Here is an 18,722-nt window from a genome sequence, read left to right as displayed (position 1 = left end):
CTAGATTATTTACAATAACAGGCTCGACAATGAGTTGAGCCGCCCCCCTACACAAAGGACTAAAACGATGAAAAAACTAGCCACTTTAATCTCTGCTGCCGTGTTATCTGCTTCTATGTCTACAGCTGCATCAGCACAAGACACGATGGCGATTGTTGTCTCTACGCTTAACAACCCGTTCTTCGTAACGATGAAAGAAGGTGCGGAAGCGAAAGCCAAGGATTTAGGTTACAACCTAATCGTTTTGGACTCGCAAAATGACCCAAGCAAAGAGCTATCAAACATCGAAGATCTGACGGTTCGTGGCGTTAAAGCAATTCTTATCAACCCAACTGATTCTGATGCAGTATCGAATGCTATCCGTATGGCAAACCGCTCGAACATCCCTGTACTGACGCTTGACCGTGGCGCTAGCCGTGGTGACGTAGTAAGTCACATCGCATCAGACAACGTAGTTGGTGGCGAAATGGCAGGTCACTACATCATGGAAAAAGTAGGTGAGAAGGCGAAAGTTATCCAACTAGAAGGTATCGCAGGTACGTCAGCCGCACGTGAGCGTGGTGAAGGTTTCATGAACGCAGTTAAAGGTTCAGAAATGGATCTACTTGCTAGCCAGCCCGCTGACTTCGACCGTACTAAAGGTCTGAACGTAATGGAAAACCTTCTAGCAGCAAACCCAGATGTACAAGCGGTATTCGCACAAAACGACGAAATGGCACTGGGTGCACTTCGTGCGGTTCAAGCTGCGGGTAAAGACGTAATGATCGTTGGCTTCGATGGCACTGAAGATGGCATGGCGGCGGTTAAACGCGGCAAGCTAGCAGCTACGATTGCACAGCAACCAGATATGATCGGTGCACTAGGTGTGGAAACAGCTGATAAAGTACTGAAAGGCGAGAAAGTAGAAGAGTACATCCCAGTACCTCTTAAAGTTGTAGCTGAGTAATAGGCGAGGCGACGATAGGAGCTGGCCTTTAGTTCCTCCCCTTGAAAGCGGGGCGCGTAGCCGGGAGGCTAGGAGGGGTGCTCTTGAATTTGCGAAGCAAATTTAAGTGGTGTGTGTGAGTTAAGCTCCTGCGCATTTACCCCCTCCAACTCCCCCTTATCAGGGGGAGAGCTAAGAGCTGTTAATGAATAGGCGAGGCGACGATAGGAGCCAGCCTAATGTTCCTCCCCTTTATAAGGGGAGGCTAGGAGGGGTGCTCTTGAATTTGCGAAGCAAATTTGAGTAGTGCGTGTGAGTTAAGCTTCAGCGCTTTTATCCCCTGTAGCTCCCCCTTATCAAGGGGGAGAACTAACGCTAGCTACGCATCGCAATAAACAACCAGATACCTTCGGCTTGCCACCCAAAGGCAACCCCAAGTTATCTACATAAAAGAGTTAAAAAGGAACAAAGTATGAATAAACTCATCGTGTTGGGTAGTGTGAATGCAGACCATGTACTGCAAGTTCCTTCTTTCCCTCGCCCAGGCGAAACATTGCATGGTGGAAACTATCAAGTCATCCCAGGTGGCAAAGGCGCTAACCAAGCGGTTGCTGCTGCAAGACTCGGCGGCGATACGGGTTTCATTGCTTGTGTGGGCGATGACGCTTTTGGTATCAATATTCGCGAAGCATTCAAATCTGATGGTATCAACATCGCGGGTGTTCAATTAGAACCAGGCACACCGACGGGTATTGCCATGATTCAAGTAGCCGACAGTGGTGAAAACAGCATCTGTATTTCAGCAGAAGCAAATGCCAAGCTAACAAAAGCTCGTGTAGAGCCACACAAAGGTCTGCTAGAAAACGCGAGTTACCTACTCACGCAGCTAGAAACACCAATCGAAGGTATTGAATACGCAGCGCAAGTCGCTAAAGCAGCAAAGACCAACGTTGTGCTTAACCCTGCACCAGCTCGAGCTCTACCAGACTCTCTGCTTTCTTGTGTTGATGTCATCACACCAAACGAAACCGAAGCCGAAGTCCTAACGGGCATTACCGTTACAGACGATGATTCAGCACAAGAAGCTGCAAACGCGCTTCATCGCAAGGGTATCGAAATCGTTATGATCACCCTTGGTTCAAAAGGCGTTTGGCTTAGCCAAAATGGTCGTGGTGAGCGTATCCCTGGCTTCAAGGTAGAGGCGACAGACACAACAGCGGCAGGTGACACCTTCAACGGCGCGTTAGTTACTGGTCTCATCGACGGAAAGCCTATCGAAGAAGCGATTGTGTTCGCTCACGCTGCGGCAGCGATTTCAGTGACTCGATTTGGTGCCCAGACTTCCATTCCTACCCTGAATGAAGTAAAAGAGTTTCTAGCTCAATAAGCTTAGCGGCATACTCTAAGCGTATAAACATAACAAGAAGCAGTGGAGACCCTTGCCCAATGGCAACGATGAAGGACATAGCAAGGCTCGCGGGCGTTTCAACGTCGACCGTGAGTCATGTCATCAACAAAACACGATTCGTGAGTGAAGAGATTTCTGAGCGCGTGAACAACGCAGCGAAAGAGCTCAATTACGCACCCTCTGCGTTGGCACGTAGCCTCAAAATGAATCGTACACGAACAATTGGAATGTTAGTGACTACCTCAACCAACCCGTTTTTTGGAGAGGTAGTAAAAGGGGTCGAACGCAGCTGTTATCATCAAAACTACAACCTCATCCTTTGTAATACCGAAGGTGATACTGAGCGCATGAAAGCCTCTATCGATACTTTGCTTCAAAAGCGTGTAGATGGACTGATTTTGATGTGTGCGACACTAGCGGGTGAGAAGCTCGATATCTTTGAGCAGTATCCGTCAATTCCGGTTGTAGTTATGGACTGGGGGCCGATGCATTTCGAAAGTGACAAGATCCAAGACAACTCCTTTCTGGGCGGATACCTTGCGACAAAACACTTGATCGAGAATGGTCATAAAGAAGTAGGGTGTATTACTGGTCCACTTAACCGCCATCAAGCCTTGATGCGTTATGAGGGCTACAAGAAAGCCCTGAAAGAGCATCATCTTGAGATTAATCCAGACTGGATCATCGAATCAGATTTTGAGTGTGATGGTGGCGCTAAGTCGCTTGAAACCTTGATTGAGCGCGGGCCTCTGCCTTCGTCACTATTTGTCTGTAATGACATGATGGCGATGGGGGCGCTAAATGTTGCTCATGCCAAGAGTATTAAGGTTCCCAATGAACTCTCTATAATTGGCTACGATGATATTCACATCGCTAAATACATGACACCATCGCTTACAACTATCCACCAACCCAAATACCGACTAGGTAAAGCAGCGGTTGAAACCTTGCTTGCGAAAATCGATAAGACAGATCTTGCTCCTGATGTGGTTCAACTCGAGCCGTCATTAGTGGTACGCGACAGCGTAAAAACCATTTAGTTTTAGTCTAAGCTCAGCCTTAAGCGGGCTGAGCGACCTTGAACCCTCTAATAACATTGCTTAGCGTAATCACCGCGAACACCGCAATGACGATAGATAAGTGCCACGGTTGGCTCAATCCAAGTTGTACCAATGACATACTGACAATCGAAGAGACGATCATTTGTCCACCACCTGATAACGCAGCCGCTGCGCCCGCTTGTTTTTTATAAGGCAGCATAACCATCGCTTGTGCACAAGGCAGCGCAATACCATTCCCTAAGATCATAAGCAGTTGCCCCAGCATGAGGTAGATAGGCTCTAGTGGACAGAATAGTAACCACAGGGCTGCGGTGGCATGCAAAGCAGGTGTCCACAACAGCATCTTTTTGCTGCCGATGATTGGACGGACACGGTTGCAAATTGTAGTGCCACAAATCATACCGAGGGCAGGGATCAGTGCCCATAACGCATACTCATCGGAATTCATTCCAATTTGATTTTGCATGATAAACGGCATGACGGAGACCGTAGTGATCATCAAGCTAAAATTGAGCCAACCGATACTGGCAAAGCTCATAAAGTAACTTGAGCGTAGAAGCTCTCCATATTGAATAATCATCTTTTTAGGAGAGGGTATGGATGACTTCTCTGCCACTGTTTCTTTGAACAGAATCGCGATTGCAACCCATGCTAGTGCCACATAACTAAACAGCGACACGAAGACCATATTCCAGCCGAAGTGAAAGTTGATAAATCCACCAAGCACAGGCGCAATAACCGGTGTAATCGAGGCTGCCATTGCAATGTATGACATAGCCAGCGGTAGATCCGCTCCGCTGAACTGATCTCGCGTCGACGCCCTAGCAAGTACCGCGCAGCAACCCGTTCCCACCCCTTGCAAGAATCGACCAAGCACCATGCCTTTGAAAGAGTCTTGCATCAAGATGATCATCACTAAGCCTAAGAGAGCGATAACTAAACCGGTCAGCAATACCTTTTTTCGACCGATAGCGTCAGAAATAGGTCCATATAAAAATTGTGAAGGTCCAAAGCCCAGAAGGTAGATACCTACTAGTAACTGTGCTTCATCTAGAGTGATATTGAAATCTTTCGCGATCCAAGGCAGAGAGGGAAAGACTAAGCCCATGCTAAGTTGACCAACACTGATGATCAGGCAGGCGAGAAGAATGACTTTATAGCGAATTCCTTGAGTCATTGAGATTCCGTATTAAATGGCAGAAAGGAGAGGGAATTTTGTATGACATATTACGCTAATAGACTGAGTGTTGGCTAGTTATTAAGATAAAAGTCATACTTATTGCTAGACTGTCCGTATGATGCTGGCAGAGATTGAAAATTATCAAAGGGATTAAAGAGTTAGGATGAGTGAACGAGCGCAGAAAAAGTCGATCAAAGCAATCACTACTATTGAAGAGTTTGCCAAAGGTGCAGACTACTCATTGATGATGTCGCTTAACCGCGATCCTGACTCTGATGGCACTGGAAATGACCATAGTCTAAGGCAGGTATTTACAGGACATTTTGTTCCAGTAAAACCCACACCTATTGCTGAACCAATCTACATTGCTCATAGTCATACACTATTTGAAGAACTTGGTTTAGATGATGCAATAGCGCTCACTGACGAGTTCCGAAACGTTTTCTCAGGCCAGTTGAGCCAGGTACCGGAACCAATGGAAAAGTTTGGTTGGGCGACGGGATACGCGCTTTCTATCTACGGTACTGAGTACATTGAACAATGCCCATTCAAAACGGGTAACGGATACGGTGACGGACGCGCTATGTCTATCTTTGAAGGGGTGTTCAACGATAAGCGATGGGAGATGCAACTGAAAGGCGGCGGTCCGACTCCTTATTGTCGAGGCGCAGATGGACGCGCGGTACTTCGCTCTAGCGTGAGAGAGTTTCTTGCTCAAGAACTCATGCACAGCTTAGGTATTCCCACAACGCGCTCACTTTGCTTGTTTGCCTCTCAGTCAGAAAAGGTTGATAGACCTTGGTATCGTGAGGGTTCTCATTCAGAAAACCCAGATATTATGGTTTCCAACCCAGTGGCGATATCGACTCGTGTGGCATCGTCATTTCTAAGAATAGGGCAGTTAGAGCTGTTTGGACGCAGAGCTCGCAGCGACGCTCACCCCGAAGCGATGCGTGAACTGGAGATGATCGTCGATCACGCTATTGAGCGTGAGTATTCAGATCAAATCGATACCAAATTACCTGCCGAAGAAAAACTACTCGCCTTTGCCTCGGCTTTTCGTGACAGACTCACAACGTTAGTGACTCACTGGATGCGGGTCGGATTCTGCCAGGGGAACTTCAATAGTGATAACTGTGCGATAGGGGGATTCACACTCGACTTCGGGCCGTTTGGTTTTGTTGAGCGCTTTGAACCCTATTACCAGCCTTGGACTGGCGGTGGTCGTCATTTTTCATTCTTCAACCAGCCTCAAGCTGCGGAGAAAAACTTCGAAAGCTTTTGCTCGGCATTAATGCCTTTGATTCGTGATGATTCGGTAGCGCTAGAACAGCTGGGCCAGATTCAAGATGATTTCGCACAAGTGATGCACGATAAACTGAGCGAAATGTGGACGGCAAAGCTAGGGCTTGTAGAGTTCGACGGTGATCTTCTTCAAGAGCTGTTTAAACTTATGATGATGACACATGTGGATTACACGATCTTCTTCCGTCAGCTGTCTTACCTTCCGACTGCCATTACTGAGCTTGAAGCCAGTTTCTATACGTCTCCAGATAAAGAACTGATGAACCATTGGAGTGACTGGTTAACGGAATGGAGAAGCAAGCTTGATACGTCCCTTAGTGAGGAGGAGTTATCGACGCAAATGCAGCGCGTGAACCCTAAGTATACTTGGCGTGAGTGGTTAGTTGTGCCAGCGTATAAACAAGCAGAACAAGGGGAGTTTGGTTTGATTCATGAGTTGCAAGCTTTGTTTGGTGAACCTTATGGGGAGCAATCGAAAGAGGTTGAAGGGAAGTTTTATCGATTGAGACCGTTGGAACTTTTCGATGTGGGTGGGGTGACGCATTATAGTTGTTCGTCGTAGGCACACAATATCCACTGCTTAGGCAAGAAATGTGATTAGTGCAAAGTACACCCAAAGTGGAAGAAGCACTCAAGCTGAATTGATCGTCATTCCGCACTTGGTGCGGAATCTAGTTAACGCGGGCGCCCAAAGTTAAAATGTGCGAACTGGTGTTGCGTGAGGCTTTCAACTTGCTTTTGGACAGAATGAGTTTCGGCGAACCTAGTATTAGCAAATCACGAATTAGTATAAGTATGGAAAGTCACTAAGTTCACTGTCTTGCTTTTGCACAAATCTGACATTGATGAATGCCATAAGCTATCGATACAAACTTCAATATATTGTATTATTGCATTTGTATTTATACTTATTAGGATTTTCTATGTTGATTCACGAATTTTCGAATAAGGACGTTACTGCTGAGCATGTAATTTTAGCTCAAGCAATATTAGCAGGGACTGCTCAAGGCGATAAAAGTAAAGCGCAGCGCTTTATGACTTTTGTAAATGAGATTCCCGATGCGCCGACTGTGCCTAGCCTGATTCCACGCTTAAGTAAATTTATAAAGCGATTTAAAGCCAACTGACATTCAGAAAACGTTACACAGGGATGTGTAATTAAGATCACCAACTCCCCCTAACCACTGCCTACTTTTAAACTCTATCTGACCCTATGCTCGCTCTTTATCTGGCCATTGTTGTCGGAGGACAGTAGAGTTTGATCAATTTTAAAAACGTTTCTGGACAGTTCCGTGTTTTAGGTGTGGCTAAATTAGCTAGAAACGGATTAGCTAAGTTATAACAAATCACAATTAGCCAAAAGCAAGACTTGACCGCTGATGGACAAAACCTTCACAGAGTTACCACTGAAGTTAGTCACCTTGAATAACTCTTAGAATCAAACAAACAGCCTCGCTAATACTGGCGAGGCTGCTTCTTAAGTTTTACTCGGCTTACTTAACGCCTTTTGGCATTAGGTCTTTAGTAAAGAACTTAGGAGCACCTTTACTGTATGCACCTGCAACTTTTACTACTGTTGCTGTGTCATCTGGCTTACCAATGATCTGCATACCAAATGGAACACCGTCTGGGCTTAGGCCTGCTGGTACGCTAGCCGCTGGCAACCAACCTAGCAGGTTGAATGGCAGGGTGTACATCATACCAACTGCGTTGTCATAGGTGTGACCATCTTCTTTGATTGGCTCATCAGTCATGAAGTTGTAGTCTGCTGGTACAGATACTGTAGGCATTGTTGGTGCAATCACTAGGTCGTAACCTTGAGAGTAAATTTCTTGTGATAGCTTAGTCCACATACGCTGAACTTCTGCTTCAGTTTTAGCTTGAGCACGGCCATCGTAATCTTCACGGTGATCGATTGCTTTTTGCAGTAGTTTGCCAGTGTAGGTAGTCATTTTGTCCGTTACACCAGTGTAGCCATCCATCATTGGTGCGCCCATAGCGCCAGAGAATGCTAGGTTAGAAATACCTTCTAGCAAGCCCATTTGCATTTCGAAATCAAAATCAACCACATCGACAGTCGCACCTTGCTTGCGAAGTACTTCTAGGCCTTCTTTCATACCTTCGGCAACATAGTCAGCCATTGGGCTAGTCCCCATATCACCGATGTAAGCGATCTTCATCCCTTTCAACGATTCAATGTCTTTGCTTAACTTCTCTTGTTTGCCTACCGTTGGTACCGACCACTGCGCATCTGGGCCAGACATCACGTTATACATCATCACCATATCTTCAAAGCTACGCGCAATTGGACCGCTACCTGAAAAGTACGAGTAAAGTGTTGCATTAGGAACGCTAAATGCAGCCGGTTTCAGGCCATAAAGACCGTTGAAAGAAGAAGGAATGCGGATAGAGCCACCCATATCAGAGCCCGTTGCCATAGTCGCGTAACCCGCTGCAACCGCTGCACCAGAACCACCAGAAGACCCACCTACAGCGAAATCTGGGTTCCATGGGTTGCGTGATGTTCCCCATGCATCAGTGCTGGTTACCCAGTTGAAATACAGCTCAGGAACTGTTGTTTGAATTACTGGAATTGCACCTACTTCGTTTAGCTTAGATACCATCGGGTCAGCATGGTCCATAGGCGCATCGTCCATATGTAACTTAGAACCAAAAGTTACTTTCCAGCCTTTATCGTGGTGTTCATCTTTAACTGCATAAGTTACCCCCTCGAGCGGCCGGTAGGTACCATCTTGGTATCGTTTGGTCGCTTCTTCAGCAGCTTCTAGTGCGTTAGTCCAGTGCTCGTAAGTCACTGCATTTACAACGTCGTTTGTTGCGTCGTATTGAGCTTTTTGCGCTTCAACTACATCAACAGGAGTGATCATCCCAGATTTGAAAAGCTCAATTTGAGTGTTAGCTGGCATGTATGCCAACTCTTCTTGAGAAAAATCTGCTGCTAGTGCACTGCCAGCTACTAGGGCTAGAGCAATTGGTGCAAACTTAAAAGTGCGTGATAATGCCATCTTGATACCTATTGGATTAATTACCGTTACTTCACCTATTGAAGCAACTCTTTGGATGAGACAGATTATTATGCACTTTGATTTGACTCTCCACGCCCCCAAGGATAGGTTTAACCTACCCTAAAGCTTTTATGATGAAGGTGCCCAATGCCCACGTCAATTGAACAACTCAGTGCGTTTGTGGAAACCATAGATAAGGGTGGCTTTAAGCCCGCCAGCCGCAGTTTGGGAAAACACGCTGTAACCATCAGTGGATTGGTCGCAAATTTGGAAAGTGAGGTAGGCTTTGAGCTTTTTATTAGAAAGCCCCGCTCCCTTGAACTGACCGAAAAAGGAAAAGAGCTCTACGACCATGCACGCTCTGTATTACGCGAGTTAGAGCATTTTGATGCGAAAGCAAGCAGTCTATTAGAAGACGAGCCTAGCAGAATTACTCTGGCAATCGATACCGCGCTGCGCGGGGCCGAGCTATCGCAAGTTTACAAGCAACTTTTTCTTCGATTCCCGACACTTGAGGTCAAAATACTCACTGGTGATCCCCTGTTAGTTCGGAGCTGGGTATTGACTGGTCAGGCAGATATTGGCTTCAGTATCGGTACCTTTTCCATACCTCATGAACTCTCTTTTGCTAGAGCATTTAGCTTTCAAATAGCCAATGTAGCGTCTCGAGATCTTGAACTGGGAGGCAAGCGATTAACCATGCATCAGGTTCGTGGCCTAAGACAGATATCAGTAAACTTCCTAAAAGATTTAAGGTTGAGTGAGGGGCATAACATAAGTAATAAAGTGACCTATTGTAACAACTTACATGAGATGTTGGAGCTAGTTAAACACTGTTCATGCTGGGCGATTATGCCGCTATTTTTATGTGGTGAAGCACTAGGAAATAGCGAGATAGACAAGTTTAATTTAGAGATCGAAGACACAGCACACTGGTACTCTGACCTGATATGGCGGACGGAAAAGCCCGTTAATTCAGCGATGCAGTTTTTTATAGATGAAGTACTTAAACTAAAAGATCGATAGCTCTCAGATCACCATTTGACTGGAGTTAGATGTCCATTAAGTACCAAATCGTATTTTATTGTGCGTTCTACCTTAGATTCGTTCGGGGTTAGTGTTCTCGGTACAAAGCCGGGCGCAATAATCCATCTATGGATTTGGTTTCTTATGGCAAACACTCATAGTAAGTCACAAGGTACGATTTTTCGTAACTCATAATGGGGCAGAGGAGTGTTTCATTAGTCAGCACGCTTATTGACCAATTTTAATTTTGAATCACTTGATTAACCAGGGTTGTAATCTGTCAGGACAAGCTGCATCTCATATTGCTTTAAAGAGACGCGATCGCTCATTTTGCAAGCAAGCGCTAACGATTCATCGACTTGGCCACACACAATAACTCCACAGCAATCGAGGTCTGGAAACCTTTCTTCTAATAGACCAAGATACATAGCAATTTGTCCAAAGACCTTAAAATCGCCAATACCTGCTTTAAGCTCAATGGCTAATAGCTCCGATTTCTCTTTGTGCTCTAGTAGGATATCGATCCTTTTTCCGTTTATTGCAAATTCAACGCCTTCTAAGCTCTCCCCACCATAAATTTGATACTCGGGAAATAGAGCGTCTATCTGAAGAATCATTGAGGATTGGAGATCACGCTCGTATGAAAGATTGAACGTTAAGTCATCTTCTGAAGTTTTACTTTCGCTATCTGAAGCTACAGAGTCCTCTTCAGCCGCATTTGTAGTAATCGATGAGTTTAGCGCCCATTCAACACGATACCTGTAATAGGTGGCGACTGCATTTCTTATTGTTCCGTTTCCCTTTCCTCCAAACTCGCTAAACTTTCCATGCAAGGAATAGTCATCTTTAATCTTTCTCAATATTTCCACATCAAGAACTCTATATAGATCAATGTTTTGTTGGGTGTGGGTAGAGAAGTGATTAGATACCTTATCGATAGATTGTGCATATTGATAAGCCGTATTGGGTTTTTTCCGTTCTTGTTTTACCATCCAACGTTCGAATTCTTTTCTCATCGATGCTTTCTCACAAAATGCTTAACACCCCAACAGTATAGGCCTTTGTAACGTTCGGGTATGATATAAGCCTAGAGAGCAATAAGAAAAATTAAGCCAGTTAAGAGCATTGCGTGTGATTAGAGACGCTCAACTTGATTTGGGGCAGAGCCGAGCTAGGCACATCAGTCGGCTTAGAATCGACTAAAAGTGAGTTGATTTACGAACCTTTGCATAATGATAGTCCAAGAGCGTGACTGTATAAGCGTGTTGCACTGCTCGCTGACCAATAAAATAAGTAAGTCAGATAGCAAAATGAGACTTCCCAAACGCCACAAAGTAGCAAGTTGGGCTAACCTTATGGTTTGTTATCCTTAACGTTTTTAGTTAACAGCGGAGTTGTTTTGTGAACAGTGGTCCAATCATAGTATCTCTAGACAATGGTGTTCATAGGCTTCAACGAGTTGAGTTGCAAGCTACAGGTGTCTACGACGAAAAATGGTTACAGCGACTTATATTTGCTAACGCTGACCTGTTACCTTTTTACGAAATTGATTCAGATTACACTGGTGCCGTACCAGTGTGTATGGAGCTAGCCACGAAATCGGGGCGAGTGGACTGCATCTATGTGACGCCGTCGGGTCGATTGGTCATCGTGGAAACTAAACTCTATCGGAACCCTCAATCTCGCAGAGAAGTAATAGGGCAGATACTCGATTACGCTAAAGACTTGATGAATTGGAGCTACAACGATCTCGATACTAAGGTTGGTGCTGTTAATGGTGGGCAGTCTCTTTTTGAAGTGGTTAAGTCTGGTGGGCATAAAGTCTCGGAAGCCCCATTCATTGATGCGGTTCAACGAAACCTCTCGAAAGGTCGTTTCTTATTATTGGTTGTGGGCGATGGTATTCGAGAGGGGGCTTTCGAAATAAAAGACTTTCTTAATGCCAATGCATCTATGGAGTTTTCCTTTGCCATGGTTGAGATGCAGATTTTCCACATGGCAGGTGAACAACTGCTGGTGAACCCTCAAGTCATGCACAAGACTGAAATTACCGAGCGTCGAGTGATTTCGTTTAATCAAGTAAGTGGTGAAATTACTGAGAAATTGGAATCCTCCGACGAGCAAAATGAAATGGCGACAAATAAGAGTTCTGGCCATTCCTATGAGTATTGGAGTGCATTGCTTGATTATCTTGAGCTTGAAGATACCAGTGTTAGGCTACCAACTCCTTCGACTCAGGGGCACCTATGGTTTGAGTTACCACCACGGACGTACAACAGTTGGATAACTACCTACCGCTCTAAACCCGATGAGGTGGGTGTCTTTGTTAGATTTAGAAATGACTCGCTCGGACAATATTTGTTTGAGTTCTTGTACAATAGGCGAGAATCATTGATATCACTGCTGCCTGAGGGTGCTGAATTTATCCCAGATAAGCTAAGAATTTCACTTCCTACAATCACTCTTAACTGGCAGGACGAAGAGTCATGGAAGGAAGCGTTTGATTTCTATCAGTTGCGCTTGAATCAAATCTATCCCGTCGTTAAGCCTTTGTTGCTACAAGCGCTCAAAGCGTATGAAAGTCAATAGGTTTAAGCAAGGTAAAAGAGGTCACATCACAGAGGTTTGAGCGGTGCTGACACGACGTAGTCTAAAACTGAGTTATTCAAACAGGTTGGCGCTCGTTGTGAGGAGATTCCTGCCTGCGCAGGAATGACGATATCTTGGGCTATTTACTGATCAAGTTAGGCTCAGTGGCAAACGGTCTTGTGCCACTAAGCCATTCAATCTACTACTTACCCCCAATACTCAACCTTGCAAACCTAACATCAGGTGCAAAGAAACTGCGGCTATCATTCGCAAGCTGTGTATCCCCAACTGCATCGATCTCTTTCAGCATCTTGTAGAAGTTACCCGCTACAGTGATACCGCGAACGGGTTGTACTCGTTTACCATCTCGGCATAAGAAACCACTAGCGCCAAACGAGAAATCGCCACTGACCACATCAGCACCAGAGTGCACGCCTTGCAGTTCAACCAACTCTAAATACTCTCCAGCTTTCACTTCAGAGGCGCTACTTTGACCGGTAGCAATCACTTTGTGATTTGTGGAAACATCTAAGCTCGATTTTGCACCGCGCGCCGCGCTAGCCGTTGAGACTGCACCAAGGTAGCTGGCGGTGTGGCTGTTGTGAAGTAGGGTACTTAATTGCCCGTTAGCGATTAGGATGTTGTCTTGCGTTGCAAAGCCTTCACTATCAAACGCGGCGATGGCCATGCCGTTTGGCATGTACGCTGCGTCGGTTAGTGTGATTAGCTCGCTGGCAACAGACTGACCAACCTTATTCGCTAGTGGTGTGATGCCTTTCATTGCACTGACACCAGAGAACGCGCTGCCAAAGGCACCGAATAGGCTGCTTAGTGCACCAACATCAAAAATTGCAGAGTATTCACCAGTAGCAACCGGTGCGCCGTCAAGGAGGTCACGTGCCAGGTTGTAGCCTTGTTCGATACAGTAGTTAGGATCTAGTTCGTCAAAGCGTCGACCAACCGACACTTTACCAGCCATCGATTGCTTGCCGTCTCTCTCGAACAAAGTGTAAGCGTAGCAACTAAACGAACGCTCAAAGTGTTGACATAGCGTGCCTTGAGTGTTGGCAAGAATCAGCTGGCTTTCACCATCCGCATAACCGTTATAAGGAGCGCTTGAAGCATGAGGTAAGGCGAGAACGCCTTTTTCAAGTGCAAGAGACAGAGCGATTTTGTCATCTGCAGACGTTGTATCTTGTTGCGCGATTTCTGCAATATCCGTGGTGATCTTGCTATCTACACAACTGATCGTTTGGTGCTCATCTTGTTTGGAGAAACGAGCGCTTTGAAGCGCGTTGGTGAGCATCAAATCTAGGCTGGATTCCTCTAATGATTCAGAATAGCTAGTTGCAATACGTGTATCTTTGACAACTCGAACACCAAGTACTTGGCTTGAACTGACTTTGTATTCATCTAGCTGACCTTGGTTGGCTTTAAGTGAGAAACTGTTACTGCGATTGACGATAACGTCGGCTTCTGCACCTTGGCGTTTTGCCTCTGAGAGGACGTAATCAACAGCGCTGAGAAGTTGTTTGTCTTGGCTCATTAGTTTCCGCCTCCCACTAGAATGTTGTCCACTTTTAACGAAGGCTGACCAACCGTTGTTGGTACTGAACCACTAACAGAGCCACACATACCTGGTGCCAGCGCCATGTCTTTACCTACCATGCTGATCTCTTTGAGTACTTTAGGACCAGTACTGATAAGGGTCGCGGTTTTAAGCGGTTTAGTGATTTTGCCGTTCTCCACCAAGTACGCTTCGCGAACCGCGAAGTTGAATTCTCCAGTACCTGGTTGAACTGAGCCACCACCCATTTTTTTGCGTAAATGCCGCGTTTTACGCCCGCTAGCATGTCGTCTAGTGAATGTTCGCCAGTTTCAATAAAGGTATTTCTCATTCGCGACGTTGGCGCAAACTTGTAGTTTTGGCGGCGTCCAGAGCCGGTTGGCTCAAAGCCGGTTTTCATGCCGCCCATTTTATCAACCATAAAGCTAGTGAGCTGACCGTCTTTGATTAATTGAGTACGCTGCGTTGGCATGCCTTCATCATCGACATGGATAGAGCCCCACTCATTAGTCATCGTGCCATCGTCAACGGCACTTACCGCTGTATGCGCAATCATTTCACCCATTTTGTCATGGAAGACGGATGCTTTTTTTGGCGACAGAGGTGGTCTCGAGTAAGTGCCCACAGGCCTCGTGGAAGATAACGCCACCAAATCCATTACCAATGATTACAGGCATTTCACCAGATGGGCAGGCGTCGGCACCGAGTTTAACGAGTGCTTGTTGGGCGATGGTCTGGCCGAGTTCTTTCGCATCTACCTGCTCACTAAACTCCCAGCCTGCTAGTGCGCCTGGACCTTCCATTCCAGAGGATTGCTCATTACCTTTTTGAGCCACGGAGTTCCCCGACACGCGGATGTAATGCCGTGTATCGTCAACGTGTAAGCCCTCTGAGTTGAAGATAGATACTTGCTGCTCTCGCTGCAGAACGCTGCCGATAAACTGCGTGATGTATTCACTTTCTGCGCGAACTGCTGCATCGGTTTTTAGTAGAAACGCAATTTTTGAGTCCAAGTTGGCGTCTTTGCTCAGTGGCAAGCGGCACCCGTGTTGAACTGGGTAGCGGTTTAGATTCAAAGCGCCCGCTGTTGCGATTTGCTCTCTCTTGTCTTTTGCTGCGAGTAGTGACGTTACGCGCTTTAGTTCAGCCTCATCAGTGTTGTTGGTGTAGCCGTACAACACTTTGTGACCAAAGAAGAGACGAATACCAATACCGAAATCGATACCAGAGTTCACTTTATCGACTTCGCCAGACGCGATCTGGACAGAATTGGTTTGATGGTGTTCGACGAAAAGCTCTGCGAAATCAGCGCCGAGAAAGAGGGCGTGATCAATGACTGCTTTCGCCGTTTCAGAATTTAACATGAAGTCTCCTTGTTAATAGAAGGTCCAAGTGTTTCCTAATAAATAGGAATATCATAATGTTATATCAAGCTGGGTGAGCAAGCCACTGACTTGGCTCTAGAGTGAAATCAGTGAAAGTTGCGGTAAACGAAGATGGTGTCGGGCTGCACGCATACACACCAAATTTTACCGATGATTTCGTCGGCATTGGTGGGTTGCATTTACCCATTTCTGTCGTTGTTTCTCCTAGCTTATGAAGATGAAAAATACGCATTTGTTTGAAATGTACGCCATCAAGCGAGGATTCGATTAAAAAATCAGGACCACGTCGGCTTAAACGGTACCAGATCTCACTAGGGAGATGGATATCCGTTGTCGCCCAGTCAGAATAACCAAGGTTGGTCACAACACTGCCGAGTCGAGAAAATGACTCGTTTTCATATTCGATGGATGCTTTGAACCAATTTTCACTATCCAAATAGATAATTAGCCCACATTGATCAAACTGAGACTGATACTGAAAGCTCACTTTTGTGGTGAATGAGAAGTTATCACTAGACTCAAGCAATAATGCTGGGGCGTTGTCGTTCCTAAAGCCATAATATGAGCGCTGCCAAAAGTCTGTTTCCGGCTCTGTGGTAATCGACACAGACGTGTCCGTCACTTGACTGGTTTCGGGTTCAAAAATCCATGTGCCTTTGGTGAAATCAACCATTTAGGGTATCTCGCTCTTGGAAAAAATTTTGAATAGGTAGGGTTGGGGTGTTTGGTGGTATCTCTGTTTACCCTACAGTCCATGATGGTCTCTTTTTCTCGCTCCTTCAAGCGATTAGAGCAATAAATTCAACCAGCACGAGTGCACGAGATATAGAGAAAGTAGCGTGATTATCGTTGGAGATGAATCTGTTTGTGATAAAGCTTCGTAAATCAGACAACACAATCAAACGGAGTTAACGATGTTCTCATTCTTAAAACGAGATCCAGCGAGAAAACTAAAGAAAAGACACTCAATGTTGCTAGAGCAAGCGATGCGTGCTCAGAGAAATGGCGATATCAGGATGTACTCTAAACTCACAGCGGAGGCAGAGGAGCTCTTTGTTCATATTAAAAAGCTCTCTACTTCCGATTCTCAGTAGGTTAAGGCTTTGTCGCTAGTCGTTAGTAGCTAGCCGTTAGTAGCTGGACACGCCGAACTAGATGCCTTTCTGATACTGTTGGTTTCTTGTCGGTGCGATCAGCGTTGTGACAGCATTCGATGATTCATCAACGCTTCGAGTCAACTCTGTTTGGAATGCACTGATGATATCAAGCTTACTACCTATTACCTTGGTTTCGGTTTGAATGTCTCGTAGGTCAATAAATACATCCGTGATGAGATCACGATGATCACTAAGCACATCTAAATTTAACGTGTTCAAATCACTGTAGATAGAGTTGTGCGAGCCTCCTTGTTTTTGAACCACGTAAGGATTGTCTTTCAGGTTGATGATAGAGGTGCGCTTGTTACAGCGTCGCAAGCAACCCTTATTGACTTTGATCTTCTTACAGCCTTCAGTTTGTTGGAACAAGCACTGACGGCTAGTCAAAAGCGTATTTGGGTGGTACACGCTGTAGAAGGTACGCATTTGATTAGGTCTGCGAATGTAGCGAAGCTGTTTGTTGCTCAACTCGTTAGATAAAAATGCGCCAGCGGCCGAGTATTCTTCTTCAAGACACTTGAGTGTGTATGAGTTCGTAGTGTTCATTTGTGGACCGGCAACCCACGCCAAGCCATTGCTTTGCGCATAAAAGCCAACACCGGAGTTGTTGGTAATGAGCAAAGAGGGCTTGATAGTCTCGAGAAACACCTTCGCCGCTTCATAATCATCGCCGATCAAAATGGCAGGGAACCATGGTTTTAATCTCGGGTTACTCTCAAACAGAGCCATCATCGCAGGCAGCTCTGCTTTTAGCCCCATAGGGAGCTGAAAGTAAACATCGACATTGTCTTCAAGCGCGAGTACTACATCCTCTCGTTCTGAAATCAATACAGAGAGAGGCTTGGTCACGGTTAGCTCAGGGTTATTCGGAAGCGTTGCCAGTTTTGGAGCTTCGATGACTCCCTTTAAGCTGGCTTTCGGGCGATCTGAGTTGATGTCCATCTTAGCGATCTCGGCATCAACATGTTGGATAATATCGGTTTTCTTGTCGTACAGACGCTTTTTAACGCTTTGAACATCATCGGTACTGGTGCATTGATAGACCTTTGAGAAATGCGTGACGGCATTATCTCTTGGATTATCAATGTACATGCTTTTGCCAAAATCCCCTTTCAAAAACGCGTTTGAAAAATCGCGGTTAAACACTGTGTAGAGTTCAGTTGTGTCTTGCGATAGCGTTTCACCGTCACACAGTCGATCAATCTGCTTACGCCAGTTGTCGACGACTGTGTAAACGTAATGTGGCTTTTTGATTCGGCCTTCCACCTTGAGCGAATACACGCCAGCATCGGCAAGCGCTTGTAGATCGCCAAATGCGGAGTTGTCTTTGAGGTTTAGCGGGTAGTCATAACCTTGTTTAGTGGTTTGATACTGCTCTCGGCATGGTTGGCTACATCGACCGCGGTTGCCTGAGGCGCCATTGCGAGCAGAGCTGATATAGCAAAGACCAGAAAAACCGATGCAGTAGGAGCCATGAACGAACACTTCCATCAAAACGTCATGTTGATGACCAAAGTGTGCGAGATGAGCAATTTCATCGATGTTCAACTCTCGGGATAGATTGACGCGACTCGCGGTCATCTTCTTAAGGTACTCAATTTGCCCTGTATTGTGGGTATTTAACTGAGTTGATGCGTGAACATCCAACGTAGGGAAATGGCGTTTTAGAAGATAGGCTAAGCCAAGATCCTGAACGATAACGCCATCGATGTCTGTTTCGACTAACTGGGCGAGTAGCCTCATTACCGCTGCAATTTCACTCTCGAGAATTAGGACGTTAAGGGTAAGGAAAACTTGGCATTGATTGGCGTGAGCCAGTTCGAGAACGCCATTTAAGTTATCTAGTGTCAGGTTAGCGGCGCGATTACGCGCGTTAAAACGATCCAGACCGCAGTAGACCGCATCAGCACCCGCTGCAATTGCTGCTTTGATTGATTCTACATCACCGCCCGGTGCTAATAACTCAAACTGATCTCGTGTCACGACCATACCCCTAGAAAAAGTGAGGGCGTAGTCTACAGGAAATAGTGACGAATTTCGTTAGTTAATTGGAGGTAGTTTTTTGGGGGAATTAGGAAGGTTTATGAAATGGC

The 18,722-nt window shown here is 45.7% G+C and carries 14 protein-coding genes and 1 pseudogene; 8 read left to right on the top strand and 7 right to left on the bottom strand.

Annotation, left to right across the window (positions count from 1 at the left end; all coding sequences use genetic code 11):
* The first annotated feature begins 67 nt into the window (after window positions 1-67).
* From rbsB to AC6I8Y_RS19180, 3 genes are all read left to right on the top strand, one after another.
* Window positions 68-946 (top strand): ribose ABC transporter substrate-binding protein RbsB, encoded by an 879-nt coding sequence (gene rbsB, locus AC6I8Y_RS19190; protein WP_042470265.1) that lies wholly within the window; start codon window positions 68-70, stop codon window positions 944-946.
* Window positions 947-1,397: 451 nt separating this feature from the next.
* Window positions 1,398-2,312 (top strand): ribokinase, encoded by a 915-nt coding sequence (gene rbsK / locus AC6I8Y_RS19185; RefSeq protein ID WP_498022696.1) that lies wholly within the window; start codon window positions 1,398-1,400, stop codon window positions 2,310-2,312.
* A 59-nt stretch (window positions 2,313-2,371) separates the two neighbouring features.
* Window positions 2,372-3,373, top strand: a complete 1,002-nt coding sequence (locus AC6I8Y_RS19180) for a substrate-binding domain-containing protein (RefSeq protein ID WP_498022695.1) — start codon at window positions 2,372-2,374, stop codon at window positions 3,371-3,373.
* A gap of 19 nt (window positions 3,374-3,392) precedes the next feature.
* Here the strand turns inward: AC6I8Y_RS19180 and AC6I8Y_RS19175 are convergent, their stop codons facing one another.
* The gene (locus tag AC6I8Y_RS19175) at window positions 3,393-4,571 is read right to left on the bottom strand and encodes a multidrug effflux MFS transporter (protein ID WP_394151197.1); all 1,179 of its coding nucleotides are present in this window, start codon (window positions 4,569-4,571) and stop codon (window positions 3,393-3,395) included.
* 166 nt (window positions 4,572-4,737) lie between these two features.
* Between AC6I8Y_RS19175 and AC6I8Y_RS19170 the strand changes: the two genes are divergently transcribed.
* Both AC6I8Y_RS19170 and AC6I8Y_RS19165 read left to right on the top strand, forming a co-directional pair.
* Window positions 4,738-6,441, top strand: a complete 1,704-nt coding sequence (locus tag AC6I8Y_RS19170) for a protein adenylyltransferase SelO (RefSeq protein ID WP_498022694.1) — start codon at window positions 4,738-4,740, stop codon at window positions 6,439-6,441.
* A 361-nt stretch (window positions 6,442-6,802) separates the two neighbouring features.
* A complete protein-coding gene (locus AC6I8Y_RS19165) occupies window positions 6,803-7,006 on the top strand; it encodes a pyrophosphatase (RefSeq protein ID WP_252014866.1) in 204 nt (67 codons plus the stop codon).
* 366 nt (window positions 7,007-7,372) lie between these two features.
* Here AC6I8Y_RS19165 and AC6I8Y_RS19160 read toward each other — a convergent pair whose 3' ends face one another.
* Window positions 7,373-8,905, bottom strand: coding sequence for an amidase (locus AC6I8Y_RS19160; RefSeq protein WP_498022693.1), 1,533 nt, complete (start codon window positions 8,903-8,905; stop codon window positions 7,373-7,375).
* A 147-nt stretch (window positions 8,906-9,052) separates the two neighbouring features.
* Here AC6I8Y_RS19160 and AC6I8Y_RS19155 point away from each other — a divergent pair, with 147 nt between their 5' ends.
* Window positions 9,053-9,931, top strand: coding sequence for a LysR family transcriptional regulator (locus AC6I8Y_RS19155; protein ID WP_498022692.1), 879 nt, complete (start codon window positions 9,053-9,055; stop codon window positions 9,929-9,931).
* Between the two features lie 260 nt (window positions 9,932-10,191).
* On the opposite strand, the gene AC6I8Y_RS19150 is transcribed toward AC6I8Y_RS19155, so the two are convergent.
* Window positions 10,192-10,947 carry a PDDEXK family nuclease gene (locus tag AC6I8Y_RS19150; protein WP_498022691.1) on the bottom strand — a complete coding sequence of 252 codons (756 nt, stop codon included), beginning with the start codon at window positions 10,945-10,947 and terminating at the stop codon, window positions 10,192-10,194.
* Between the two features lie 385 nt (window positions 10,948-11,332).
* Between AC6I8Y_RS19150 and AC6I8Y_RS19145 the strand changes: the two genes are divergently transcribed.
* Entirely contained in the window at window positions 11,333-12,520 is a 1,188-nt protein-coding gene (locus AC6I8Y_RS19145; RefSeq protein ID WP_498022690.1) for a hypothetical protein, read from the top strand.
* A 202-nt stretch (window positions 12,521-12,722) separates the two neighbouring features.
* On the opposite strand, the gene AC6I8Y_RS19140 is transcribed toward AC6I8Y_RS19145, so the two are convergent.
* The 3 genes and pseudogenes from AC6I8Y_RS19140 to AC6I8Y_RS19130 all read right to left on the bottom strand — a co-directional run bounded on the left by AC6I8Y_RS19140 (window position 12,723) and on the right by AC6I8Y_RS19130 (window position 16,145).
* Window positions 12,723-14,066 carry a TldD/PmbA family protein gene (locus tag AC6I8Y_RS19140; protein WP_498022689.1) on the bottom strand — a complete coding sequence of 448 codons (1,344 nt, stop codon included), beginning with the start codon at window positions 14,064-14,066 and terminating at the stop codon, window positions 12,723-12,725.
* Window positions 14,066-15,451, bottom strand: a pseudogene (locus AC6I8Y_RS19135) (TldD/PmbA family protein). The gene AC6I8Y_RS19140 and the pseudogene AC6I8Y_RS19135 overlap by 1 nt, the downstream one beginning before the upstream one ends.
* A 64-nt stretch (window positions 15,452-15,515) precedes the next feature.
* Complete coding sequence (locus AC6I8Y_RS19130) at window positions 15,516-16,145, bottom strand: DUF1349 domain-containing protein (protein WP_498022688.1); 630 nt, start codon at window positions 16,143-16,145, stop codon at window positions 15,516-15,518.
* A 241-nt stretch (window positions 16,146-16,386) separates the two neighbouring features.
* Between AC6I8Y_RS19130 and AC6I8Y_RS19125 the strand changes: the two genes are divergently transcribed.
* Window positions 16,387-16,566 carry a DUF6435 family protein gene (locus AC6I8Y_RS19125; protein ID WP_498022687.1) on the top strand — a complete coding sequence of 60 codons (180 nt, stop codon included), beginning with the start codon at window positions 16,387-16,389 and terminating at the stop codon, window positions 16,564-16,566.
* A 57-nt stretch (window positions 16,567-16,623) separates the two neighbouring features.
* Here the strand turns inward: AC6I8Y_RS19125 and AC6I8Y_RS19120 are convergent, their stop codons facing one another.
* On the bottom strand, window positions 16,624-18,612 hold the full coding sequence (locus AC6I8Y_RS19120; RefSeq protein ID WP_498022686.1) for a U32 family peptidase: 1,989 nt from the start codon (window positions 18,610-18,612) through the stop codon (window positions 16,624-16,626).
* Window positions 18,613-18,722 lie beyond the last annotated feature (110 nt).

This window comes from Vibrio sp. KUL78, assembly GCF_059725505.1.
This window is presented reverse-complemented; position numbering and strand designations above follow the sequence as displayed.

Coding starts and splice junctions, on each gene's coding strand:
- AC6I8Y_RS19180 (WP_498022695.1), top strand. CDS start 2,372: ATGGCAACGATGAAGGACATAGCAAGGCTCGCGGGCGTTTCAACGTCG.
- AC6I8Y_RS19140 (WP_498022689.1), bottom strand. CDS start 14,066: ATGAGCCAAGACAAACAACTTCTCAGCGCTGTTGATTACGTCCTCTCA.
- AC6I8Y_RS19155 (WP_498022692.1), top strand. CDS start 9,053: ATGCCCACGTCAATTGAACAACTCAGTGCGTTTGTGGAAACCATAGAT.
- AC6I8Y_RS19150 (WP_498022691.1), bottom strand. CDS start 10,947: ATGAGAAAAGAATTCGAACGTTGGATGGTAAAACAAGAACGGAAAAAA.
- AC6I8Y_RS19130 (WP_498022688.1), bottom strand. CDS start 16,145: ATGGTTGATTTCACCAAAGGCACATGGATTTTTGAACCCGAAACCAGT.
- AC6I8Y_RS19160 (WP_498022693.1), bottom strand. CDS start 8,905: ATGGCATTATCACGCACTTTTAAGTTTGCACCAATTGCTCTAGCCCTA.
- AC6I8Y_RS19175 (WP_394151197.1), bottom strand. CDS start 4,571: ATGACTCAAGGAATTCGCTATAAAGTCATTCTTCTCGCCTGCCTGATC.
- rbsB (WP_042470265.1), top strand. CDS start 68: ATGAAAAAACTAGCCACTTTAATCTCTGCTGCCGTGTTATCTGCTTCT.
- rbsK (WP_498022696.1), top strand. CDS start 1,398: ATGAATAAACTCATCGTGTTGGGTAGTGTGAATGCAGACCATGTACTG.
- AC6I8Y_RS19125 (WP_498022687.1), top strand. CDS start 16,387: ATGTTCTCATTCTTAAAACGAGATCCAGCGAGAAAACTAAAGAAAAGA.
- AC6I8Y_RS19170 (WP_498022694.1), top strand. CDS start 4,738: ATGAGTGAACGAGCGCAGAAAAAGTCGATCAAAGCAATCACTACTATT.
- AC6I8Y_RS19165 (WP_252014866.1), top strand. CDS start 6,803: ATGTTGATTCACGAATTTTCGAATAAGGACGTTACTGCTGAGCATGTA.